We start from the raw sequence: 24830 nt of genomic DNA on the forward strand, positions 1-24830 counted from the left end.
GGCAAAGTCAGGCCGTCTCTGTTGCTGTACCCCAGGGCACCCGTAAATTTGAAAGCCCCTTTTGTATAGAGATGGGTAAAGTTGAGGTTGGTTGTAGAAGCCTCGCCAAACTGCCCGCCAATTTCGGTCTGGCTCCCATCATAGTCGATCGCCCGTGTGGTAATGTTTATGGCACCACCTAGCACGTTGGTGCCATAGAGCACCGATGGAACGCCTTTGGTAACGGTAATACCGCCGATTACATTGGCCGGCACAAGATCCAAATTCATCCGGTTATCCCAGGGCACGTTCAGGAGCGCACCATTGAAATAAAGCCCAACCTGGCGCTCGCCCGCATTGCGGAGGTAGATCAGCGACTCGCCCCTTGAGTTTGTTTGGATGTGTGCTGCAGGAATAAGCCGGCCCAGATCACTGAATGACGTAGCGTTCACACGTGCAATTTCAGCCAGGGTAACGCGTTGCACCGTGTTCGTCTCTGCCTCAAATACACTACCATCACTGACCACTATCTCGGCCAGGTCATAGTACATGAGGGAATCCTGTTTTACCTCGGGATCGTCTTGCGCCTGGGCCAACGTAACTGGACCGGCAAACACACAAATCAGGGTAAAAACGAACAATTTATAGAGAATCGCAGACCGTTCCGCCCGCTCTTTATGACACATTATCATTCAATTTCCAATCCTTTTCCACACAAACGAAACGAGAAGCCCAAATATTACAGAAAACCTTGTGCCAGAATTTAAGGGGCGCTATCTGGCCTTTTCATTACGATACGTACAAGGGAGACATTATTACTCTGTCAGGGCATGCGGTTTCCTGATCCAGTACACATATAACAAAAAAGCCGGAAAGCTCCGGCTTTTTTGTTCACAAATTTCACTGGCAAGCCATTTATACTTGCAGGCCAGTCAGCAGCACGATCAGGAGCCGGCCCGCACAGCCAGTGCCTCACTGATAGATTTCTGTGCAAGCGCAAATCGGATTTGCTCGTAGAATGGCGGCGCAATCTGGTATCGACCCTGCTCGGCATCAACCATGGCAACCATGCCTGCCGACGGCAGCAAGCTGGATGCAAACTGATTGTATTGCTTGTGCATGCTAAGCTGCTCTGCCGTGATATACCCTAAAGCGCGGTTCAGATTACGGTACGATGTACTGAGCTTACCGAGCATCCCCGTTTTAACCTCAAGCGTGGCCGCAAGGTCACCGTGTGCGGTAACCATGTCAGCGTGGCGTGCAAGCAGCATTTCATACTGCGATACCGCTGTATTGAGATCACTATCAGAGGCCGCAGCACGCTGCAGGGTTTCGAGTTCCGCTTTCGCCTTGTCGAGTGTCTGAGCAAATTGTGTGTTGATGGTTGCAACACGATCAAACGATGCCTGCTCAGCACCATAATCGCCGTAGGTACGGCAGCCGGCCAGCATCAAAAACAAGACAACAACAATGAGGTGACTAGAAAGCTTATTATACATCACAATAAATCTATTTATACCTGAAAAGGTGCCCAGAGGTACGTATGCCCATCATATGGAAGAACAACCGCATCGTTTCTTCCTGGCGACAACTTCAGGATTAATTCAAATGTTAAATAATGGTATTATCGTCCAGTCGCGCGTTTTTCGTAATTACGATGATACCATCTCGGATAAACACGTTCTCACCGTCGCCTCCTTCCTGCACGTGGTCTTTATTGAAGATTTTACAATCCCGACCAATGCTGACGTTCCGGTCAATGATTGCACCTTCCACATACGACCCTTCGCCAATGCCCGGATTATCGGGCCCCTGACTTGGTTCTCTTAGACCAGAATCGTGCCAGTGAAAGTAATCCGCCCCCATCATCACCGTCTTTTTCACAACAGCATTTCGGCCAATGTATGAGCGGATACCTATGACAGAGTCTTCCACTTCGCTATCTACAATAACGCTGGCTTCTGCAATGATAGAATTACGCACTACAGAATTGCTGATTTTTGCGTGTGGCAACGTGCGAACCGTTGTATAAATCGGCGCTTTCGGATTGTAGACATTAAAAGGTGGCCGGGGCTGTGTCAGCATGATGTTAGCATCATAAAACGACTTAATTGTACCGATATCGCTCCAATAGTCAGCAAAGGGATAGCTCACAACGTGGCAATCCTTGATTGCGGCAGGTATGATCTCGCGCCCAAAATCGTGCATCCCAACGTTTTCGGCCAGCATGCTGTTTAGCAGCTCTTTGCTGAAGATATAAATCCCCATAGAAGCGAGATACACACGCCCTTGCGCCTCCAGCGATGCTTCTACCGGGCTCGCTTTATCGTGTAGTTCCTCCAGCGATGGTTTCTCGTAGAACTCGGTAATTTTTTCCTTGTCGTCCGTTTTAAGAATACCAAACCCGGGGGCATCTTCAGCTGTTACCGGGATCGTTGCAATGGTGATGTCGGCATTAAGTGCCTTATGGTGTTCGAACATTTTAGCATAGTTCATGCTGTAAAGTTGATCACCAGAAAGGATAAGCACGTGGGAGTGGCGGTGTCCCTGGATGTGCATCATCACGCGACGCACTGCGTCGGCTGTGCCCTGAAACCAATCTTTCGATATTGGAGTCTGCTCAGCGGCCAGTACGTTTACAAAGCCAGACCCGAAGCGATCAAATCGGTACGCGCGTTGCACATGTTTATTTAAACTTGCCGAGTTAAACTGCGTAAGAACAAAAATACGGTTGATATTGGAGTTTATGCAGTTCGAGATCGGGATATCGATAAGGCGATATCTGCCGGCAAGGGGAACGGCAGGCTTGGAGCGACGGTAAGTCAAGGGATGCAGACGCGACCCGGCGCCGCCACCCAATATCACAGAGATTAATTCGTTCATGTATGCGGGGGCCTTTAGGCGGGAAAATTATGACTAAAAGTCAGGGCGGATAGTCAGTGCGAAAAACTTGGAGCAACTCCCGTAGTATAGCTATTAGAGAATAGTTTTAAAACTGAAATTTGAATTAACCGAAAGACGTTCAATCATTACGTACGTCTGTACTCAATCTGGCTAAAAAAACCGGCCTCATTTTACCATGAGCGAGCATAGTTTACAGTTACTTCAGCGTATCCAGGCACGTTTGCAGGCAACCGCACGCCGCCGCTCTTTTATCGATATGACGTTCGGCCTGGTGGTGCTGGTTGGCATATTGGCGGCCCTCTGGTTGCTGGTAACCTCTATCGAAGCCGGCTTCTGGATGGGCGTCGGAGCACGCAAAATAGCCTTTTGGTTGGTCATCGCGACGGCCGTCGGGATGCTTGTCTGGTTGGTCGTCCGACCACTCCTTAAAATGACAGGTGTTGTCCCGGGTCCTTCTACACACAGTATCGCGGAAGATGTCGGCAAACATTTTCCCCAAATCTCAGATAAACTAACGAATCTGCTGCACCTTGCAGAAGGCAAACGCAGCGCGGCACCTGATCACCTTGTTGATCACGCGGTGCAGTCACTTAGCCGGGATGTAAACCACGTGGCGTTCGAAGAGATGGAGACGTTCCAGCGCACCCAGCGCGTATCGAGGCTTGCCTCCCTGCCCATCCTTGGCCTCCTGATTTTTCTGATTGCTGCGCCGGGTACGTTCCGGAATGCATCGGTTCGCCTCCTCTCCCCTGCAACTGAATTTGAGCGGCCGGCGCCCTTTCAGTTCAACGTGACACCAGGCAATGTGGAATTGATTCGTGGTGATTCGCTCACATTGGGCATTGCGCTCTCAGGCACAGGCCTTCCCAGCCAGATTACCCTTGAAATCCAGTACGAAGACGAAGACAAAATTGTCCGCGAAGAGCTCCTTGCTGATGAGCAAGGTTTGTTTGGCAAAACATTTGTCAATGTGCGGCGCTCATTCCAGTATCGACTGGTCTCAGGAAGCGTTAGCACCCGACAATATGCAGTCTCTATTGTTGAACGTCCAATTATCCGCTCGCTCCAGGTAGCACTGGACTTCCCACGATACACTAGAATTCCTGCGCAACGCCTTGAGCGCAACGTGGGTGATGTGCAGGCATTGGCAGGTACGCGCGTTTCCCTGGATGTTGGCATTGGTGGGCGCAACATTAGCGAGGCCCTTATCAGGCAAAACGATGGCACGGTTGACACGCTCAACATAGCCGGCAACCAGGCTGTAGGCAATTTCACACTGCGCAAAGAAGGGTTTTACCAGATTGTATTACGCGACGAAACGGGCATCGAAAACAGCACCCCGATCAAGTATACGCTCAAGGTACTGCCTGATGCATACCCTACCGTTGTCATTCTTGAGCCGGCGCCGCTAGCCGAACTGAATGAATCGCTACAGGCCTTTATCCGCAGCAGAATCACCGACGATTTTGGCTTTGCCACACTCCGTTTGTACTACAGGTTATCGGAAAGCCGGTTTGGAGAGACGATGCAAGATTTTGAACGCATCGACCTGCCCCTGCAAAACCGCACCTCGCTCGATCAAGAAATAAATTTCAACTGGATCATCCGGGAGCAGACCGAACTTGACCTGGTCCCTGGAGACGTGGTTGAGTACTATGTGGCTGTCCGCGACAACGACAGTTATGCCGGCTACAAATCAGCGCAAAGCGCCATCCATCAACTGCGCTTGCCCTCCCTGGCTGAGCAGTACAAAGAGCTCGAATCCAAAGAAGATGACGCGCAGGATGAAATGGAGGAGCTCTTGCGAGAAACGCAGGAAGTAAAAGAGCAATTTGAAGAACTGCGAGACGAGCTCAGAAACAAGCAAGAAAGCGACTGGGAAGACCAGCGGCAACTCGAGCAACTCAAAGAAAAACAGGCAGAGCTGGAAAGTAAAGTAGAAGAACTGTCTGACAGCTTCGAGTCGATGACGGAGCAGATGGAAGAGAATAACCTGGCTTCCGATGAAACGATGGAGATGTACCAGGAAATGCAGCAGGTACTTGAAGAAATTAACTCCCCTGAGTTAATGGAAGCCCTGAACCAGTTGCAAGACGCCATGCAAGAACTCGATCTCGAGCAGATGCAAGAATCGTTGAACAATTTTGAATTCAGCGAAGAACAGTACCAGCAGCGGCTTGAGCGCACCCTTGATTTATTCAAGCAGTTGCGTGTACAGCAAGACCTCGAAGAAGTAGCCAAACGCGCGGAAGACCTCGCTGAGCAGCAAGAGAAACTGCAGGAAGAAACCGAAAAGCTGAAAGACGAAAGCAGTGAAGAAGGTGAACAGCAGGAAGGTGAACAGCAAGAAGGCGAACAGCAAGAAGGTGAACAGCAGGAAGGTGAACAGCAAGAAGGCGAGCAGCAAGAAGGTGAACAGCAAGAAGGCGAGCAGCAAGAAGGCGAGCAGCAAGAAGGCGAGCAGCAAGAAGGCGAGCAGCAAGAAGGCGAGCAGCAAGAAGGCGAGCAGCAAGAAGGTGAGTCGCCTCAAAACGAGCAGCTAGCAAAAAAACAGGAGCTGTCAAAAGAGGAAATGCAGCAACTGGAGCAGAAGATGCAGGAGATCATGGAGAAGATGCAGGATGTTCAGAATGCCCCATCTGAACAAATGGAGCAGTTGAACGAGCAGGTAGAAGACCAGGAAATTCCGGAGCAGATGCAGGAAAACGCAGAGCAGCTCCGCGAAAACCAGCTTGATGAGGCGCAGCAACAGCAGCAGCAAATGCAGCAGCAGCTCCAGCAAATGCAGCAGCAGCTCCAGCAAATGCAGCAGAACATGCAGGGCGCGCAAATGCAGATCAACCTCGCCGGCCTTCGTCGGGCGTTGAGTGACATCCTGACCCTTTCTCAACTCCAGGAAGACTTGCGCGAAGACGTGCGCGGCCTGGCTGCAGATAGCCCGGTCATGCGTGAAAACGCGCAACTTCAGGTAGAATTGAGTGAAGGACTGAGTGTGGTTAGTGATACGCTGCAGAAGCTGTCAGCCAAAATCCCGCAAATGAGTCGAGAAGTCCAGCAGCATGCCGGCGACGCGTTGCGTGAAATGGGTTCATCCGTAGAAGCCATGACGGATCGCGTACCGACCCGGGCCAGTGGCCATCAAAAAGAATCGATGATGCACTTGAACGAGTTGGCGCTATTGCTGTCCGACTTGCTCAATGAAATGATGAACAGCCAGGGCAGCGGCGGTGGCGGTATGTCGATGCAGCAGATGATTCAGCAGATGCAGCAAGCTGCCGGCCAGCAGCAACAGCTGAACCAGCAGATTCAGCAAATGCTAAACGAAATGCAGGGCAACCGGTTGTCGCAGGATATGCAGCAAAGGCTCAGGCAGATGGCGGCTCAACAGGAACAGATACGCTCTCAAATAAAATCGCTGAGCCGACAACGCGAACTGCGCGGCAAAGTAATGGGTGACCTGAACCGGATTTCAGATCAAATGGATGAAACCATCAGAGAGTTGCAGCGCGGCCGACCGGGCCGGCGGACAATGGAACGCCAGCAGCAAATTGTTACGCGGATGCTCGAAGCAACCAAATCGCTCCAGGAACGCGGCAAAGAGAAAAAACGCGAAGGCAAAGCGGGAGAAGAACAGTTCCGCGAAAGTCCGGCTGAGCTTTCCCCGACTGAACAGGCAGATCAACTGCGGCGCGCACTGATTGAGGCATTAGACAGCGGGTATGCACCCGATTACGAAGAGCTAATCAAGCGCTACTTTGAATTGCTCCAGCAACGCTCCATAGAAGAAGAGTAGCGCACTAAGGGGATGGAAGCATGAATATTCAGGTTTTTCGTGCTTTCGGTTTTTGGTGCTTTCGGTTTGCGTTATTCCAGCTCAGGTTGCGATACTATTGGATGCCTCTTTTGCAATAAGAGAACATCACTCGACATTCTGGGCTCGAAAACCGGCATTAAACGCCCTCTTTAATTCGCATGAAGCTGACTAAGACGGGCTAACAGGCTCGGGGGTGAGGCCGTCAAGAAAGCGCTGGCGCAGTTCGGGCGTTGGCAGCCGGCAGGCATCTCGCTGCCCAAACCAGAAATACCGATTGCGGGCAATAACGTCGTACACAGCATCCCGAATAAAGCGCGGGGCGATTACGAAAGCATACAGAAGCGGCCACGGACCATCTAGTTGGCGCGCAATGCGCAATGCGGCGGTCGATTTCTTGTAAAGAACGCCGTTTTCATACAACACCACGCTTTGCAGCAGTTCGTCATCCACTTCACCGTTGAGGCCGGCTTTGGCAAGGTAAGCTTTTGCTTCAGCAGACTGTAACGCAGAAAATTTATATAAACCTGCACGGTCTCGGTCAATTACAAAATTGACGCTGCTGTTACACAGGTTGCATACCCCGTCAAACAAGATCACGCGGTCTTCCATTGGATGGGTATTGGCTGAATACTGCATGTTTTCTCACCCTCTGGTGAACTTTCCCGCACATTGCGTAGAACCATTGGCTAATAATACGTTCGGCAACAAATCAAGATTCAAAAATATCGCGCTGCCATAGGCTACAAGCCGGATTAACCGAAGGAACTTGTCTTGGAAGCGCATTTTCCTTAAATTAAACAGCTATAACACGCAAAACAGGTTTACAGTGCAGCTATCTGGTATGGCCCTGTTACTGTTACCCGCTTACCCACCTATGTGAGCAGAACACGCGTGCAGTTCTCGATCAAAACCCCATTTGTAGCAGAAGTAGTCTAGGTTTATGAGGATTCTTTTTGTTTCTGAAGAAGTCGCACCCTTTACCTGTATCAGTGAAACCGCGGATTTAGTGCGCATGCTGCCCGAGCAACTCCAGGAATCTGGAAATTTTGAAGTGCGAATCATGATGCCACGATACGGCCTCATCAATGAGCGCAGAAATCGCTTGCACGAAGTCATCCGCCTGTCTGGCAATGAAGTTGAAATTGACGGACACAAGGAAACCCTGAAAGTGAAAGTTGCTTCCATTCCTGGCATTCGACTCCAGGTTTATTTCATGGACAACAATCACTATTTCAAAAGAAAAGGGATTCACGCAGATAAAGAAGGCGCACCTTTCGCGGACAACGCCGAGCGCGCACTGTTTTTCTCCAGGTCAGTCCTGCACACCATCCACAACCTCGGTTGGACCCCGGATATCGTGCATTGCTTTGGCTGGATGAGTGCGCTCACCCCCCTCCTGCTCCGCACCGAGTTTAGCCAGGATCCGGTATTTGAAAAAGCCAAAAGCGTTTATACGCCAGGTTTACATTCTTCCGACGATCTGGTAACGGAAGGTTTTAACACACATCTGCCGGCGCTTGATGGTGTTGACGTACAAAATTTATCGATCAACACCCTCGGCGAACAACTTTCCGACATGGTGCTGTACGGCCCATCCCATGCAGATGGTAACCCTGACCACCCACGGCTACCTGAAGACATGGAAGCCATGAGCGAGCAGCTTGTAAACGTTTATGAACAGGTCATGTCTGCACTCGCAGTCTGACCCTGAATCGCTTACGCTTGCATTTAAGCCGGCAGGACTCCCCCGCGTGAAACATCCTGCAAAATAAGGCATTGACTACGCGTCCAAACCCCATCGACAGGGTGCTGTCGACTGGGGTTTGACTTTATTACGAAGTACACATACGAATTCGACGCCTGCCGCGTTTATAACAAGGCTACACCTTATTCGAACAACCGCCTACTCACCAGCCCACCACTGGAGTCGGCCCATTGCACCAGGTATATGGAGATCCAGCGATCCCGGTTTATAGACTTTTCCCGTACCGCGCTTGCCATCGGCATTATGTGCGCTTTTATGGCCTGTGAAGATCCGACAAATGTGGGCCTCGGGCTCGTTGGCGACGATTCCGGGCAACCCCTCACAGAATCTCTGGACCTTGATGGCTTCATGCCTGTCGATGAAGTCGGCATCGTAGACAATCTCGGTGAAGTACTGGCCGGCCGGGTTGAAGACCCTTCGCTTGGCACGACCCAGGCTGTAGCATACTTCGACGTACGAACCAATACCAACCAGACCATCGAATACCGCAACGGTCCCGTTGAACGCGCTATTCTTGAACTGGAGACCAGCTACGTTTACGGCGACACCCTATCCGAACTGACGTTTGCGCTGCATGAAGTCCTCAATGAATTTACAGGCTTTCAGTCGACCGTCGACTCCATCCCCCCCGTCGGCCCGGAATTGCTCCAGTTCTCAATGATGCCAAAGGATGCAGTTGTTGCCATTGAATTGCCGGCAACCTGGGTTGCGCAGTACGACGCCGATCTTCGCACGCCTGACTTCGGACAAGCATTTGCTGGTTTCCAACTCAGACACATCGAAGGCAATGCCGTTGTGGGTTTCCACAACATTGTCACCCGCGATACGCGCATTAGAAGCATAGTAGGCACAGATACGGTCAACTTTGTAGCTGAGAAAAGTATCACCACCCTCGAAAAAGAGACGGAAGGTACACTACCGCCAGGGCGCGTAGGCATTCAAGACGGCATTGGGCCAAAAATCAGCTTTTCGTTTCCTGTCGATAGCCTACAAGGCGTAGCACTGAACCGCGCTGCCATACAGCTCAGTTCAGATAACGAAGCGCTTGATACGCCAACCAACTTCTTTCGACCGACCATCGACAACCTCGCACTACACGGCGTACTAAACGATTCCAGCTCGGCATTGCTGGCCATCGGTACCCTAAGCGATGACGGCGATTACAGATTTGTATCCGAGACGTTTCACACCGTCTTGCAATCATTTCTGCTAGGCGGCACACCCTATGAAAGCTATGAAATCAGGTTCTCCAGCACGTCAGCTAACTCGATAGACGCAGTTGTATTACACAACAATGAGTCGGAGACCGATACCCCTCATGTTTTCATTACCTACACAGACTTACAGTAACGCACACAGGGCTCAATAAAGATCATCATAAGCATCAAACTGCATATGTTCGCTCGTAAATCATTTTACTCTTTTGTTGCCGCTCTTGTGCTGACTTGCTGCACAACGCCTCTGGCGTTTAGCCAGGAAAGTGGAGACGGCTCCCTTTACTCACGGTTTGGCATTGGTGATCTGTATGATTTCCAGTCCTCACAAATCCAGGGCATGGGTGGCGGTGGTACAGCGCTTACTTCGCTGAACTATGTCAACCTTAGCAATCCTGCGACCTGGTCTGACCAGCAGCTTACCCGATTGGGGGGGAGCGTTCAGTTCCAGGGCCTTGAGGCATCCAATGCCAGCGGCGAAGCCAGCCGGCTGAATTCGAGCCTTTTGCAGGCGTTCCAGTTTAGCTTCCCGCTTCGCCCCGGACGTCTGGGCGCGGTAGTCTCGTATGTGCCGTACTCGCGCGTTGCACACCGCGTTCAGCAAACATCCATTGCAATAACTGAAGATCCAACCCTGCCTACAGATGCAGCCTATACCATCTCCTTCCTGGGTGAAGGTGGACTCCAGAAAGCAACCGTGGGACTGGGGTACCGACCAACACCCAGGTTCAGCGTGGGCGCATCAGCAGACTTTATTTTTGGTATCATTGGAGAAACGCGGGCAACCGAGTTCAACACAGGCGACTTTATCCGCACTGAGTTTCGTAGCTCAACCCGGCTCGCCGGCTTCAACACCACCCTGGGTGCCCTGTATACCATACCCCGCCTGTTAAGTAACCAGGACGCACTGTCCATTGGATTGAGCATTTCAACACCGGCTGTCCTCTCTGGTACACAGACGCAAACAATCGGTCAAGGCCTCGCCCAGGATACACTAGGCGCTGCTATTAAAGGTGACATCGACCTGCCCGTCCGCACCAACCTCGGCCTCTCCTACCACGCCAACGCCAAGTGGACCTTCGTTGCCAACTACTCGATGGAGCGCTGGTCTGACTTCGACAGCGAACTGGTCATTCCTGGCTTTATTCCTGGAGAATCATCGTTTTTATCGGACAGGAACCGCTTCTCAATGGGCGTATCCCTGCTTCCATCAGCAAACCCACTCGACCCATATGGTAAACGCATCGGTTACAGGCTTGGGTTTTACACCGACTCGGGATACATTACATTAAATGATAATGTAGATCTGAATGGATTTGCGTTTACCGGCGGTGTCAGCATGCCCACACTCTTTCCTGGCACACGCATTGATGTAAACCTGGAAGTCGGCCGGCGTGGAAGCACGCGCCAAAGCCTCGTCAAAGAGTCGTTCTTCAAAGTTCATATTAATGTGAATATTGGCGAACGGTGGTTTGAAAGACGGAAACTTGGTTGAGGTCTGACTGTCTATATCGTTATATTAGGCGTACTTCGCCCGCTCTAACAACCCTTTTGGGCTCGATGAAAAAGATTAAAAAAATGACCAATATGGGCGTTACAAGCCTTTTACTTTTGCTTGTAACCGCTTTTCTGAGCACCCCTGCGATGGCGCAAGACGACATCGACTGCGGAGATGCTACAGATTCAAATCTCAAGCTGCAAAACTACAGCTTGTACTACGAATCGTACAAAAACAAAGATTACGCGTCAGCACTCCCCTACCTTAAGTGGATGCTGAAATGTGCACCTGGCTTCGCCGGACCCGGCAAAAATGATGACCGCAACTTCGAACGCGGCGTTAAAGCCTACCAGGGTCTTGCAGACGCTACTGAAGACGCAGCAGAAAAACGCGCATTCCTGGAAGAAGCGCTTAACCTGTACGATACTGCTGTACCCACACTTCAGGCCGCAGAAGCTACAGTCAACCCCAACGAGTGGACCTTCAACAAAGGCCGCTTTATCCAGAAAAACAATGCTGTTCTGGACGACATGCAGGGAGACGTTGGCGCGCTATACAAAGCAGTGTATGACAACGAGCCAACGCAGCTCAGCCCGCTTTCTTATTACGTGAACGTGATTGCAGCTGATTTTGCTCGTAAAGATCAAAAAGATCTGGCTGTTGAATTTCTCGAAAGCGTCGAATCCAACTTCGGCAGCGACGGCGATGCCATGGGTATCGTTGCAAACTGGCGAGACCGGCTGTTCGACTCTCCTGAAGAGCGGATGGCTTTCCTCGAAGACCAGTTGGCGAAAAAGCCGGGTGATGTTAAAATCATCGAAGAGCTGCTCGAGATCTATACGGAGCTTGATGAGCGCGACAAGTTGACAGGCATGCTCGAAACGATGATCGAAGTCAGCCCAACGCCGAAGGTTCATATCACAGCCGGCATCATGAAACTCAACGACGGAGATTCTGACGGTGCAATTGAATCTTTCAACGCGGCACTGGCTATGCCAGGTGGTGATGCATACGAAAAAGAAGTCCAGTTTAACATGGGCAATGCCTACCGCGAGAAAGGCCAGTTGCGACAGGCACGTCGTGCCTACCGGAAAGCTATCTCTGCTGACCCTGGCTTTGGCGCTGCATACATGGAAATCGCCAACGTTTACGCTGAAGCTGTCCGTGACTGCGGTGGTTCCAAGATGGAACGCGAAGACCGTGCGGTATACTGGCTTGTAGCCGACTACTTCGAACTTGCACGTGCTAAAGACTCTTCGGTCCGCAGCGCTGCCGGCCGCAACTTGCAGCAGTACAAACCCTATTTCCCTGCTGCTGAAGACCTCTTCTTCAAAGGCTGGAAGGAAGGACAGTCTTATAGCATTGACTATGGCTGCTACTCCTGGATCAGCGAAACGACAAAAGTTAGAAAACCGTAAAGATTTTGCCTGACGGGATTCTTTTTTAAGGCAATGCGTGTAACGGCCGGTGGAAATTAACTCTCCACCGGCCGTTTTTATTTAACCCCTTACCTAGACACCAATATGTCCAAAATCCAGCATATTCACGCACGCCAAATTCTCGACAGCCGTGGCAACCCGACCGTTGAAGTAGACCTGATAACAGATGAAGGAGTAATGGGCCGCGCAGCTGTGCCCAGCGGAGCATCTACTGGTGAATATGAAGCGGTAGAATTACGGGATGGAGACAAGTCAGCGTTTCTGGGTAAAGGTGTTCGAAAAGCTGTTGCGAATGTAAACGACGTGATCGCACCGGCACTTCGCGGCGACTCCGTATTCGAACAGAAAGCTGCTGATCAGAAAATGATTGGGCTTGACGGGACCAACAATAAAAGCAAGCTGGGCGCCAATGCCATGCTGGGTGTTTCGCTCGCATTGGCGAAAGCTGCAGCAGCTACGCAGAAAACCCCACTCTACCGTTATATCGGCGGCACAAACGCATGCAGACTGCCTGTACCGATGATGAACATCATCAACGGCGGCCATCATGCCGACAACACCGTGGACATGCAGGAGTTCATGATTATGCCCGTTGGTGCTGAGTCGTTCAGCCAGGGGTTGCAGATGGGCGTGGAGACCTTCCATCATCTGAAGAGTGTTTTGAAAGCCAAAGGCTACAATACGGCCGTTGGTGATGAAGGCGGTTTCGCACCGGACCTGAAAAGCAACGAAGAAGCTATTGAGGTTATCCTCGAAGCGGTTGAAAAAGCCGGCTTCAAAGCAGGCAAAGACATGTTTATCGCCCTCGACCCGGCGATCAGCGAGATGTTTACCGACGGCCACTATGTGTTCTGGAAAAGCGACCCGAACAACAAGCGCACATCCGACGACATGGTTGCTTTCTGGAAAAGCTGGGTAGACCAGTATCCGATCATCTCAATTGAAGATGCGATGGACGAAAATGACTGGGACGGCTGGCGTGATTTGACCACAGCTGTAGGAGACAAAGTACAGCTCGTTGGAGATGATCTCTTTGTGACAAACACAGAAAGATTGTCAAAAGGAATAAAAAATGGGTGCGGCAACGCAATTCTTATTAAATTAAACCAGATCGGCACGCTAACGGAGACGTTGGAAGCCATCGAAATGGCGCATAACAACAAATTTGCGTCTATTACAAGCCATCGGTCCGGTGAAACGGCGGATTATACAATTGCTGACCTTGCAGTTGCTACCAATGCCGGCCAGATCAAGACGGGCTCTGCCAGCCGCAGTGACCGCCTTGCCAAGTACAACCAGTTGCTTCGCATTGAGGAAGACCTTGGTGATGCAGCTGTTTATCCTGGACTCGACGCGTTTAAATTCTAGCGCGTTGTCGTTCGAATTGGACCCTAGTATTATGTTTGCATTATGAAGTTTTCTTATCCACGCGAGATACTTAAGAAATTACGCAACCAGCGATACTTCGGTAAAAGTGTGATCTTCTTTGCTTCCGCACTTCTGCTGGTGTGGCTGACGTTTTTCGACAGCCATAGCCTGCAGAAGCGGTGGCAGTGGCACCAGGAGTCGGAAAGGCTCTTGGAACGCAATCAAGAGCTTGAGCAATCAATTCAGGACCTGCATCGCCAACTCGAGGCGGAGCTCCCTGATGAAGTCATTGAACAGCTTGCCCGCGAACGCTATGGGATGCGCAAGGAAGGTGAAACTGTTTACCATGTAGAACAGGTCGATTAGGCCGGTATTCCAGCATCTTATTATGCACTACTCAGTAGGTGTAGACCTCGGCGGCACCGCTGTCAAAACAGCGCTCGTTAAAGAGGGTGACGGTATCATTGAATACCGAAAAATTGACACCAATGCGCACGAGGGCCCCGCGCGCGTCATCGACAGAATAGCTGATGTAGTGCGTGAATTAAGCGCACTCTCCCCCACAGGCGCCATTTCAGGTATCGGTATTGGCGCACCCGGTGCAGTAAACTGGGAACGCACAACCGTTAACCATCCGCCCAATCTTGACCGCTGGGGTGTTGTTGACCTGCACAAGGAGCTCAACATGCGCCTCGACATGGAAATCCCGGTGATTGTCGAGAACGATGCCAATGTGGCCGGCCTGGGTTCAGCACATTATGGCGCAGGCATCCCCTATCCTTCGTTTATCCTTGTAACCCTCGGCACGGGCGTTGGGGGTGTAATCATCTACAACAACAAGATTTTCAGGGGCGCCACCGGTGGTGCTGGCGAAATTGGCCATATGACGGTCGACTATGAAGGCCCCATAGATCACGCAGGTGTTGCCGGCTCCATAGAAGCATATATCGGCCAGCGATTCCTCTCACACCATGCTAAAGCGCGTCTATGGGCAAAAGAGAGCCTCGTACACGAGCTTACTGGCGGTGACCTCAACAATATTACCCCCAAACTGCTTTCTGAGGCCGCACTCGCCGGCGATCAGGCAGCGCGTGATGTACTCGCATGGGCTGGGCACAAACTCGGCTGTGTACTCGGTTCAGCCGTTAACCTCCTCGATATACGCAAAATTATTGTAGGCGGCGGTGTATCTGCTGCAGGAGATCTTATTCTGAAGCCTGCACACGAGGCGATGCTGAACTTTGTTATGCCGAGCCTGAGATCAGGCATTGAAATTATCCGGGAAACCCTCGGAAACGAGGCGGGTATGTTAGGAGCAGCCCATCTTGTATTTGAGCATCTTGATGAGCATTCTTATTCCCGAATTTGAGCGATGTCGGACGGGAGGCCGCAAACTTCAAATCCCACTGCGTGTCGCGTTACCATTCCATCAAGGTAAAATGAGAAACTGCTTACGAGCAGTCAAAAGCCACACCCCTCCCTGCCGGCGCCTGTTTGCACGCCCCCTTGTTTTCCTCCTCTGCTGCTACTTATACCCGCTGCAATTCGCCACAGCCCAGGAAACAGATACCGTACGCGTTGCTCTACCCCAACCAGATTCACTTGTAACTGATTCATTGGCCTCAGATCCGCTTGCCGCTGACTCTTTGCGCCGCAACCTCCCTGATTCACTCACCGGCCCTGCGCAAGGGGTATCGCTCCCGCCTCCCGGCGAATCCAACCTCAAAAGCGCCGTAAAATTTACAGCCCGCGACTCGTTGGTCATCAAACTCAACGGCGATAATGGCGACGCCGGCTCCATGTACGGGGGCGTTCAGGTGGATTATGGAGAGGTAAAACTGGGCGCTCATGAAGTGAACATCCTATTCGATATTGACGAACTTCGTGCACGAGGCATGCCTGTCGACACGGGCATGGTTGGCCGGCCTGAGTTTAAACAAGGGGAAGAGATCTTTCGTGGGGATGGGATGGCATACAACCTGCGTACGGAACGCGGCCGCGTAACCGGGGCTGAAACCCGATTTGACGACGGCCAAATCAAAGGTGGTGTTGTAAAGGTACGGGAAGACAGCACCCTTTTCATTCGAGATGGTGTTTACACCACCTGTGAATGCCTCGACGACCCGTCGTATTCTTTGCGTTCCTCCAAGATGAAGGTAGTAGATCAGACCAAAATCTTCACGGGCCCCATCCAGCTTTTCCTTTTTAACATCCCTACCCCGCTCTGGCTGCCGTTTGGCTTTTTGCCGGCGCAAAACACCCGACGTAGTGGTTTCCTTGCCCCCACGTACGGCGAAGACGAATTTGGCTTTTACCTGCGCGACCTCGGCTGGTATTTTGCACTCAACGACTACATGGACCTCCAGCTACGGGGCGGCATTTGGACTAACGGCAGTTGGCAAAGCTCTACCACATGGCGATACAACAAGCGGTATCGTTACAGCGGCAGTGTCTTTTTTGACTATTCAAGGCTTCGAAACGGCGAGGCCAACGATGTCGATTTCTCCATCCGCAACACCACCTCGTTCAAGTGGCAACATCGACATACCATCGATCCCTCTACGTCGCTGAGCGCCAACATCAACCTGTCCACCCAGGGCTATTTGCGCGCCGTATCAGAGCAGTATAATGACCGGGTCACCCAGTCTGTGTCTTCAAGCATGCGCTTTCAGAAACGATGGGCCACGACCGGCAGGTCACTACAGATAAATGCAAACCAGCGGCAGGTTTTCTCGACCAATACAACAACGATGACGCTGCCCAACCTGACGCTCTCCCAAAGCTCCAGGAAGCCGTTTAAAAAGAATACGCGGGCACCCGGGCAGCGGGAAAAATGGTTTGAGAAAGTCACATATACCTACAACTTCTCGCTGAACAACAACTTCAACTTCCGGCCCATTCAGGATGAAGCGATACTTGACTCACTGAATGCCAGCGACATTACCTGGTTCGACGCCCTCACATCTCTCGACGACTACCAACTGGCCACAGGTGAAGATGAACGGTTTGACTTTAGAGCCAGCCACCGTATTCCGATCAATGCTTCGTTTTCGGCAAAGAAAATAAGCCTGAACATTACACCCAACATCAACTATACGGAAGACTGGTTCTTGCGCACAGAGCGGCAGGCAAACGTATTTGATGCAGCTGACTCAACGTTCAGCGTGGAGAACTTTGCTGATCGAGGCTTTTTTGCGCTCCGGCAGTTTAGCTCCGGGTTGTCTGCCAATACTACGATTTACGGCCTTTTCCCCTTTAAAGCCGGCGCAATCCAGGGCATCAGACACACCCTACGCCCTACTTTGTCATTTACGTACCGGCCAGACTTCACCGGTTCCTTCTGGGGTTACACCCGCTCCTATGTAGATGCTGAAACAGAAGAGGAAATAGAATACAACATCGTAAATGGCGTCCAGCGCGGTTTGCAGCAATCCTTGTCGCTGAACCTGGCAAATATCTTTGAGGCGAAACGGGTATGGACGGATTCAACAGGTACTGAGCAAAGCAAAACCCTCAAGCTACTCAACCTCGACGGGGGGACGCGGTATAACTTTGCCGCCGACTCGCTCAAGCTGGCAGACATATCTTTGAATGCAAGGACCACCCTCTTCGACAATAAGATGTCGATTAACTTCCGCTCTTCGTTCTCGCCCTACAAGTTATTCCAGGACAGCACGACAACCCGCGTTATAGATGACTACTACATCAATCCGCTAAAGCTTCGTTTTGGCCGGCTCACCCGCGCCAGTCTCACTGCAAGTACATCTTTCAGAAGCAAAACGGGCAGCCCGGGCCGACCAGTAGAAACGACCCGGTCTCGCGCCGGCGACTTCACCGACTTCAACTCACCTGGCTTCAATCCCGACGCCGCCATTGCCAACAGTTTAGTCAATCCGACGGGTGATCTTGTCGATTTCAACATTCCCTGGTCCCTTTCATTGGATTTGACCTACAGCATCCAGAAACCCTTGGCTACACTAAACCGTACTATGACTCTTAACGGTCGATTTGACTTCAGTCTTACGCCCAACTGGAAGGTTCAGGGGCGCACAGGCTATGATTTTGAACGTAAGGAAGTAGTCACAACCAATATTAGTTTTTTTCGTGACTTTGAATGCTGGCAAATGTCGCTCAACTGGGTGCCCTTCGGCAGATTCCAATCATTCGGATTCAACTTGCAAGTTAAGAGCGGTCACCTGAAAGACCTGCTCAGGATTCAACAACCCCGATCCGACGTGCAAGGCAGATTTGATGGTTTAATCTAGATGGTTTTTTGGATCAACCACGCAGAATGACTACGAATTGTGGGTCAATTCTCCCACAAAAACGCATGCTGAAAGCGCACAAAATACTCGCCTTCTCTTCCTTTCGCTTTATGTATATATGTCATAAACTACATACCATTATGGTACGAAAGTACCATCACATCTCAAGCAATAGTTGCCCCAGATTAGTCATGATGATGTAGCTTCAAGTTGTAACCAGCTACTATCTTTACTCGTCAACTAATCGTCCTTCCTTTTCATTATCAATACAGCATTAATTACCCCGGATTAATGAGGTTTCAGATTCCCTTGGTTCATCACCTTCGTTCATATTGGCACCAGATGTACAGGCGGGCGTTTTCCGACAAACAACTCGCGCAGTATCTTTGCGAGACGTTTGAGTCCGAACTGGAAAGTGCACAGATAGATGGACTCCGCTTCTATGTCAAAAGCGGAATTGTGACGATTTATGGTACCCTGTTCAGAGAATATGATCACGAAATGGTGATCAAACTGGCCGGCCGCATCTTTGGCTTAAAAGCCATTGTTGACAAAATGCAGGTGATTAAAGACGTGAGCAAAGAAGAACCCTCACGCATTTTCCTGCTCCTCAACGACAAAGCCGAAACCAAGCGTTTGATACCCGCTTAAAGCCAAGATGGGCGTAATAGCCCGTTGACAGATCTGAATCGCGCAGTAACAGCTCCGTTCCTTTGCAATTCTCGAATACCTGGTCGAGTAACGCCCGCCCTACACCGAGGCCCTGCACATCAGGTTCAACAGCCAGATCACACAGATAGCTATTCAGCATTCCATCTGTTAGCACCCGCGCTATACCAACAAGCTGGCGCTCATGCCAGGCAGTTAGCACCAGCGACGATTGCTCGAACATGTGCCACACTTTTTTAGGATCGCTCACGGGCCGAAGAAGTGGCGCGCGTCTGTAGAGGGTAAGAATCCGCGAAGGGGTTAAGCCTTCCAGTCCTTCTTTAAAAACAAGTGGCCCGATTTTATCTTTACGGGCGCTAGCTGGGGTCAAAACTTCCATGTCAGAGCGGAGATTTGTGATGATTTGATGAAAGCCTGCTTCTAGGGTAACATCTTTATACCTATTCCGCAAGCACCCAGCGAAATTGTAGCGCCTTTATTTTCTTCCCGTCCTCATACGCGGTATCCGGATTCACCCAGGCACGCACCGAGGTCCCCTCCCCGCCTTCGAGCCACCATTCGACGGAAGCGCCCAGAAACTGGCGCGACTTTATCCTGACCGTCACGCCATCATCACTAAACACCAGGTGTTCTGGCCGCACAGCGAGTACCATGTTGTCTGCGGGAGGTGGTGTACCGGCCATTTCGGTGGCAAGCGCCGGCTCTTCAATGATGTTACTCCCCCCCAGGAATCGGGCAACAAATGCGGTCTCAGGCATTCTGTACAGGTCCTCCGGGCGTCCTACCTGGATGAGCCTGCCAGCACGCATGACTGCAATGCGATCTGAAAGCGCCAGGGCCTCTTGCTGGTCGTGCGTGACGTAAACACTTGTAGTGCCCAATTCGCGCTGTAACAAGGTGAGTTCACGGCGGGTTTGCTCACGCAGTGCCACATCGAGGTTCGACAGGGGTTCGTCGAATAACAATACCGCCGGCTGTACTGCCAGCGCACGCGCTAGTGCCACACGCTGCTGCTGCCCACCCGACAACTGCGTAACCGGCTTGGGGCCGTATCCAGCTAAATCAACACGCTTCAGCGCTTCCGCTACACGCTGCATACGCGCTGACTCAGGGGTTTTACGGACTTTGAGTCCATAAGCAACATTCTCCTCAACTGTCATGGTTGGAAAAAGCGCATAATTCTGAAACACCATCGCCGTAGGCCGTTGCTGAGGAGACGCATAGGTGATATCAGTACCGGCAATGCTGATGTTACCTTTATCGGGCTGTTCAAAGCCGGCAATCATGCGAAGCAGTGTAGTTTTCCCACAACCACTTGGCCCTAACAACGAAAAGAATTCACCGGGCTGTATATCCAGACTTACATCGTTAACCGCCAACAATTGTCCAAACTGCTTGGTGATATTTTGCAGCGTAACGCCTGCTTCCTCCTGTACCCGGGGCATATGGATAATGGTTTTATTCTCTGGTGAGCGTCTACACTAAAAAAGATACGAACAAAGCACAAGATGCTTCCAAAAGTAAAAGTACCTCCAAAAGAAAAGGTGCTGCGCCGGCAGTTTTGAATCACTGGCCGGCACAGCACCTTTTACTCAAGTCACGGACCATGCACTAGGCCAATGCTTGCGTCACTTTCTGTGCAGCTTCTTTCAACAGAATTGCTGTCTGCACTTCAAGGTCGCTCTCATCGAGGATTTTTTGTCCTTCTTCAGCATTGGTGCCTTGCAGGCGTACAATCAACGGTACGTTGATCTCCACTTTTTTGGCAGCTTCTACAACACCGTTCGCGACGCGGTCACAACGAACAATCCCACCAAAGATGTTGATCAAGATGGCCTTTACGTTGGGATCTTTCAGGATGATGCGGAAGCCCGCCTCAACGGTTTGCGCGTTGGCGCCGCCTCCTACGTCCAGGAAGTTCGCAGGCTCACCGCCGGCAATTTTAATGATGTCCATGGTTGCCATCGCCAGTCCAGCACCGTTAACCATACATCCTACATTGCCATCAAGCTTGATGTAGTTCAAGCCAAACTCACTGGCTTCAACTTCGAGCGGATCTTCTTCATGCACATCGCGCAGATCTTCAAGATCTTTATGCATGTAGAGCGCATTTTCGTCCAGATTGACTTTGGCGTCTACTGCAATGATATCGCCCTGGTCGGTCAGCACGAGCGGGTTGATTTCAGCGATTGAACAATCGGTGTCTTCATACGCTTTGTAGAGGGCGCTGACGAACTTTGTTGCCTGCTTGAGGGCATTGCCTTCAAAACCAAGTCCAAACGCGACCTGGCGGGCCTGGTATGCCTGCAAACCAACCGCCGGATCAATCCACACTTTCTGGATTTTCTCAGGCGTTTCTTCTGCAACGGTCTCGATGTCTACACCACCTTCTGTTGAGGCCATGATCACATTGGCGTTCGCCTGCCGATCAAGGGTGATGCCGAGGTAGTATTCTTTTGCGATATCGCTGGCTGCAGCAATAAGCACAGCGCGCACCAACTGGCCCTCCGGCCCGGTCTGGTGAGTCACCAGGGTCATCCCGAGGATAGCTTCAGCTTTCTCGCGTACTTCGTCAATACCTCTAGCGAGCTTTACACCGCCTCCTTTCCCACGGCCGCCGGCATGGATCTGTGCTTTTACAACAAACAGATCGAGGCCTTCTTCTGCCTTTAACTTCTCAGCTGCTGCAACAGCCTCCTCAACCGTATAGGCAACAATACCTGGTTGTACCGCAACCCCGTATTTGGCCAGTACGTCTTTTGCTTGATATTCGTGCAGTTTCATTTATTTTCAGTTTAATCGCGCCGGCGCGTCGGCTTACTAACTAATGGGCCGGCTTTGAAATGTTAAATTCCTGTAGCTCTCAATATTCACATTTACACGAGATGGCTATAGAACCTAAGATAAGCGCTTAAGTTTACAGCATTACATCTATTCTCCGTGAAAATATAAGTTGTTTAGTTGACAACCATCGATCTACATATCATCAGGCGCTTCCTTGTGGGCATTCTATACCTCACGCTGTCCCTGATAATATTCTTCGTCGTTTTGCACTACGTCGAGTACATAGATGACTTCTTTGATCGCGGTGCAACCATGAAGGACGTGTTTCTGGTTTATTACCTGAACTACCTTCCAGAGATCGTAAAGCTGACCTCCCCCCTAGCAGTATTCCTTTCGAGCGTCTACCTGACGGGAAAGCTCTCGCAAAAACTGCAAATAGCAGCCTTGCAAACCAGTGGCGTATCGCTGTACCGCATCATGGTCCCGTTCCTGTTGGTCGGTATCCTGGTTTCCGGCTTTATGTTCTGGTTTAATGGCTGGGTGGTACCGGTCACCAATCAGAAAGTAATTGAGTTTGAACAGCGTTTCCTGAAAGGCAACCAGGTGCAAATCGACCTGCATGATGTACATCGCCAAAGTACGCCCGGCAGCGTTATCACGGTTGGGTATTACGACCGATTCAGCAAAGTAGCCAACAAGGTATCTATCCAGGATTACGAAGAGAGTCAGCGGCTAATTTTGCGGCTGGATGCAGACAGGATGGTCTGGGTAGACTCAACAGAACGTTGGCGCCTCGAAGGCGTAACCGAACGTCATTTTGGCAAAAACGGCTGGCCGGCGCAACGTGAAATAGACTACCTGGACACCACGCTTACCGTTTTTCCAAGAGATTTTGCGCGAACGCAACGAGAAGTTGAATCGATGACGGTACCGGATGCACGCGAATATATAGATTCTCTTTTGCGCTCAGGTGCAAACAGCACCGGGAGAACCCAGGTGGCGTATTTCAACAAATTTGCGTATCCGCTAGCTAACCTGATTGTGGTACTCATCGCGGTACCGCTCGCTTCAGTTCGCCGGCGAGGTGGACAGGCCATACAAATGGGCATCGGCCTGTTGGTCTCATTTTTCTATCTGGCAACCATAAAACTGGTTGAACCTTTTGGGTACGAAGAAACACTCTCACCCGCTATGGCAGCATGGCTCCCCCATGCCCTATTCCTGATCCTGGGCATCTTCTTACTGATCAGAGCAAAGAAATAAGCCAACAAGTTGGCCTAGGCTTCACCTGAAGGCCCACCAAACTGCACTCCCTGACCAGGCTGGCTGGTAGCGGTGATCGTACCGTTTGCGGCTTCGTATCGTTTTACGTTATCAGCAAGCGCAGCCAACAGACGTTTTGCATGTGATGGGGAAATGATGATACGGGTCTTCACTTTTGCTTTTGCAACACCAGGCACAACCCGGATAAAGTCGAGGATAAATTCTTCGGCGGAATGCGCAATCATAACAAGATTGGAATACACCCCCTCTGCAATTTCCTCGCTCAGCTCAATATTTAATTGTTGCTGACCAGGTCTGTTTGGATCCTGCGGCTCACTCATTACTATTGCCCGTTTGATTTGTGGTTGGATGTTTTGCCTGTCGCCGCGAGGGCCCTGATCAAGTCACTTTTTGTGATAATCTCGTAGGAGGCGTCGTCTCTTTTTACTAGCACGGCGCCGGAGGCCTTGTCAAGATACGAGGAAAGGTCGTCAATGTGCAGTGAACGCCCTACAACAGGGAATGGCTCCCCCATTATCTGAGACACCTGCTCGTTCCGCGCCTCTGGTTGTTCAATCAGTCGGTTCAAAATACTGGTTTCAGTCAGGCTCCCTACAATTTCTTCTCCTGCCATAACGGGGATCTGAGAGATACCGTATTCGGTCATCTGAGAAATTGCATCACCCAGCGTATGGGCCGGCTCAACAGTAACCATCACGTCTTCCCGATTACGCAGCGACATCACTTGTTGTACGGTCAGCGGTGTATTGCGCTCGAGAAAGCCATTGTTCTGCATCCAGTTGTCGTTGTAGGTTTTCGACAGGTATCGAAACCCTGAATCTGGCAAGACAACAACAACAACATCGTCTTTGGTCAGGCTATCGCGGTGGGCTTCCATCCACTTGAGCATACCTGCCATAGCCATGCCGCAAGACTGACCAACAAACATCCCTTCTTCCCGCGCAAGCCGGCGCGTCATGATCATCGACGCTTTATCCGTAACACGAACGTAGTCGTCGACAATGCCAAAGTCCATGTTCTTTGCCAGGATATCTTCCCCTACCCCTTCCGTGATGTACGGATAGATTTCATCGTGATCAAACTCACCCGTATGGAAATACTTGTAGTACACCGAACCATAGGGATCAATGCCAACCACCCGCACATCGCTATTTTGCTCTTTCAAATACTTGGCCGTACCGGAAATCGTCCCCCCAGTACCGGCACCGGCAAAATAGTGCGTGATTTTACCTTCTGTTTGCGCCCACAACTCGGGGCCCGTTGTCTCATAATGCGCTATGGCATTTGAAGGATTATCGTACTGATTCAGATAAACCGAGTTGGGAATCTCTTCGGCGAGCCGGCGCGCTACGGAGTAGTAGGAACGCGGATCATCTGGTTCGACGTTGGTCGGACACACAATTACCTCAGCGCCAAAAGCCTGAAGCACGTCAATTTTTTCTTTGCTCTGCTTGTCTGTTGTCGTAAAAATACAGCGATAGCCTTTCGCAATGGCTACCAGCGCCAAGCCGGCGCCCGTATTTCCGCTTGTACCCTCAATGATGGTCCCGCCCGGCTTGAGCAAGCCATCAGCTTCAGCCTGCGCAATCATGGAAACACCAATGCGATCCTTTACGGACCCGCCCGGATTGAAGAGCTCTACTTTTGCAAGCACTGTGCAGGGAAAATCCTCAGCGAGCTTGTTTATTTTAACAAGCGGCGTATTGCCGATTGTCCCCAGAATATTGTCGTACCACATAGAAATGTATATAAATGCAAATTGCTCGTTACGCCTGCTCAGCTTTTCGGCGGGCGGTAACCTTGTCAGCTATGTCTGTATGAAAGCGTACATACTCAACATCAGAGGG

At 51.0% G+C, this 24830-nt stretch carries 20 protein-coding genes; 11 read left to right on the top strand and 9 right to left on the bottom strand.

Features of this window, described 5'->3' with window-relative positions; all coding sequences use genetic code 11:
- From AAF564_07040 to AAF564_07050, 3 genes are all read right to left on the bottom strand, one after another.
- A partial coding sequence (locus AAF564_07040; protein MEM8485287.1) for a TonB-dependent receptor plug domain-containing protein occupies nucleotides 1-596 on the bottom strand: 596 nt, incomplete at its 3' end.
- 327 nt (nucleotides 597-923) lie between these two features.
- The gene (locus AAF564_07045; protein ID MEM8485288.1) at nucleotides 924-1478 is read right to left on the bottom strand and encodes a hypothetical protein; all 555 of its coding nucleotides are present in this window, start codon (nucleotides 1476-1478) and stop codon (nucleotides 924-926) included.
- 112 nt (nucleotides 1479-1590) lie between these two features.
- Complete coding sequence (locus AAF564_07050) at nucleotides 1591-2862, bottom strand: glucose-1-phosphate adenylyltransferase (GenBank protein MEM8485289.1); 1272 nt, start codon at nucleotides 2860-2862, stop codon at nucleotides 1591-1593.
- Nucleotides 2863-3058: 196 nt separating this feature from the next.
- On the opposite strand from AAF564_07050, the gene AAF564_07055 reads away from it, so the two are divergent.
- Complete coding sequence (locus AAF564_07055; protein MEM8485290.1) at nucleotides 3059-6676, top strand: DUF4175 family protein; 3618 nt, start codon at nucleotides 3059-3061, stop codon at nucleotides 6674-6676.
- Nucleotides 6677-6865: 189 nt separating this feature from the next.
- Here the strand turns inward: AAF564_07055 and AAF564_07060 are convergent, their stop codons facing one another.
- Entirely contained in the window at nucleotides 6866-7333 is a 468-nt protein-coding gene (locus tag AAF564_07060) for a thiol-disulfide oxidoreductase DCC family protein (protein ID MEM8485291.1), read from the bottom strand.
- A gap of 304 nt (nucleotides 7334-7637) precedes the next feature.
- On the opposite strand from AAF564_07060, the gene AAF564_07065 reads away from it, so the two are divergent.
- The 9 genes from AAF564_07065 (at nucleotide 7638) to AAF564_07105 (ending at nucleotide 18897) form a co-directional block, all read left to right on the top strand.
- Nucleotides 7638-8402, top strand: a complete 765-nt coding sequence (locus AAF564_07065; GenBank protein MEM8485292.1) for a glycogen/starch synthase — start codon at nucleotides 7638-7640, stop codon at nucleotides 8400-8402.
- A gap of 243 nt (nucleotides 8403-8645) precedes the next feature.
- Nucleotides 8646-9812 (top strand): hypothetical protein, encoded by a 1167-nt coding sequence (locus AAF564_07070; protein ID MEM8485293.1) that lies wholly within the window; start codon nucleotides 8646-8648, stop codon nucleotides 9810-9812.
- Nucleotides 9813-9857: 45 nt separating this feature from the next.
- Complete coding sequence (locus AAF564_07075) at nucleotides 9858-11171, top strand: hypothetical protein (GenBank protein MEM8485294.1); 1314 nt, start codon at nucleotides 9858-9860, stop codon at nucleotides 11169-11171.
- A gap of 65 nt (nucleotides 11172-11236) precedes the next feature.
- Nucleotides 11237-12592: a tetratricopeptide repeat protein gene (locus tag AAF564_07080; protein MEM8485295.1), complete on the top strand. Its 1356-nt coding sequence runs from the start codon at nucleotides 11237-11239 to the stop codon at nucleotides 12590-12592.
- A gap of 105 nt (nucleotides 12593-12697) precedes the next feature.
- Nucleotides 12698-13981: a phosphopyruvate hydratase gene (gene eno / locus AAF564_07085; protein ID MEM8485296.1), complete on the top strand. Its 1284-nt coding sequence runs from the start codon at nucleotides 12698-12700 to the stop codon at nucleotides 13979-13981.
- 42 nt (nucleotides 13982-14023) lie between these two features.
- Nucleotides 14024-14347: a septum formation initiator family protein gene (locus AAF564_07090; protein MEM8485297.1), complete on the top strand. Its 324-nt coding sequence runs from the start codon at nucleotides 14024-14026 to the stop codon at nucleotides 14345-14347.
- Nucleotides 14348-14369: 22 nt separating this feature from the next.
- Nucleotides 14370-15350 carry an ROK family protein gene (locus AAF564_07095; protein ID MEM8485298.1) on the top strand — a complete coding sequence of 327 codons (981 nt, stop codon included), beginning with the start codon at nucleotides 14370-14372 and terminating at the stop codon, nucleotides 15348-15350.
- 70 nt (nucleotides 15351-15420) lie between these two features.
- Nucleotides 15421-18246 carry a putative LPS assembly protein LptD gene (locus AAF564_07100; GenBank protein MEM8485299.1) on the top strand — a complete coding sequence of 942 codons (2826 nt, stop codon included), beginning with the start codon at nucleotides 15421-15423 and terminating at the stop codon, nucleotides 18244-18246.
- A 342-nt stretch (nucleotides 18247-18588) separates the two neighbouring features.
- Entirely contained in the window at nucleotides 18589-18897 is a 309-nt protein-coding gene (locus AAF564_07105; GenBank protein ID MEM8485300.1) for a hypothetical protein, read from the top strand.
- Here the strand turns inward: AAF564_07105 and AAF564_07110 are convergent.
- The 3 genes from AAF564_07110 to sucC form a co-directional block, all read right to left on the bottom strand.
- The gene (locus AAF564_07110; protein ID MEM8485301.1) at nucleotides 18857-19294 is read right to left on the bottom strand and encodes a GNAT family N-acetyltransferase; all 438 of its coding nucleotides are present in this window, start codon (nucleotides 19292-19294) and stop codon (nucleotides 18857-18859) included. The two genes, AAF564_07105 and AAF564_07110, sit on opposite strands and share 41 nt — an antisense overlap.
- A 61-nt stretch (nucleotides 19295-19355) precedes the next feature.
- Nucleotides 19356-20360, bottom strand: a complete 1005-nt coding sequence (locus tag AAF564_07115; protein MEM8485302.1) for an ABC transporter ATP-binding protein — start codon at nucleotides 20358-20360, stop codon at nucleotides 19356-19358.
- Nucleotides 20361-20526: 166 nt separating this feature from the next.
- Nucleotides 20527-21699 (bottom strand): ADP-forming succinate--CoA ligase subunit beta, encoded by a 1173-nt coding sequence (gene sucC / locus AAF564_07120; protein MEM8485303.1) that lies wholly within the window; start codon nucleotides 21697-21699, stop codon nucleotides 20527-20529.
- A gap of 177 nt (nucleotides 21700-21876) precedes the next feature.
- Here sucC and AAF564_07125 point away from each other — a divergent pair, with 177 nt between their 5' ends.
- Nucleotides 21877-22962, top strand: coding sequence for an LptF/LptG family permease (locus AAF564_07125; GenBank protein ID MEM8485304.1), 1086 nt, complete (start codon nucleotides 21877-21879; stop codon nucleotides 22960-22962).
- Nucleotides 22963-22976: 14 nt separating this feature from the next.
- Here the strand turns inward: AAF564_07125 and AAF564_07130 are convergent, their stop codons facing one another.
- Together AAF564_07130 and AAF564_07135 are read right to left on the bottom strand one after the other, a co-directional pair.
- On the bottom strand, nucleotides 22977-23303 hold the full coding sequence (locus AAF564_07130; GenBank protein ID MEM8485305.1) for a DUF3467 domain-containing protein: 327 nt from the start codon (nucleotides 23301-23303) through the stop codon (nucleotides 22977-22979).
- A 2-nt stretch (nucleotides 23304-23305) separates the two neighbouring features.
- Nucleotides 23306-24721 carry a cystathionine beta-synthase gene (locus AAF564_07135; GenBank protein ID MEM8485306.1) on the bottom strand — a complete coding sequence of 472 codons (1416 nt, stop codon included), beginning with the start codon at nucleotides 24719-24721 and terminating at the stop codon, nucleotides 23306-23308.
- Between the last annotated feature and the right edge of the window lie 109 nt (nucleotides 24722-24830).

Source organism: Bacteroidota bacterium, from assembly GCA_039111535.1.
Lineage (GTDB): Bacteria > Bacteroidota > Rhodothermia > Rhodothermales > JAHQVL01 > JBCCIM01.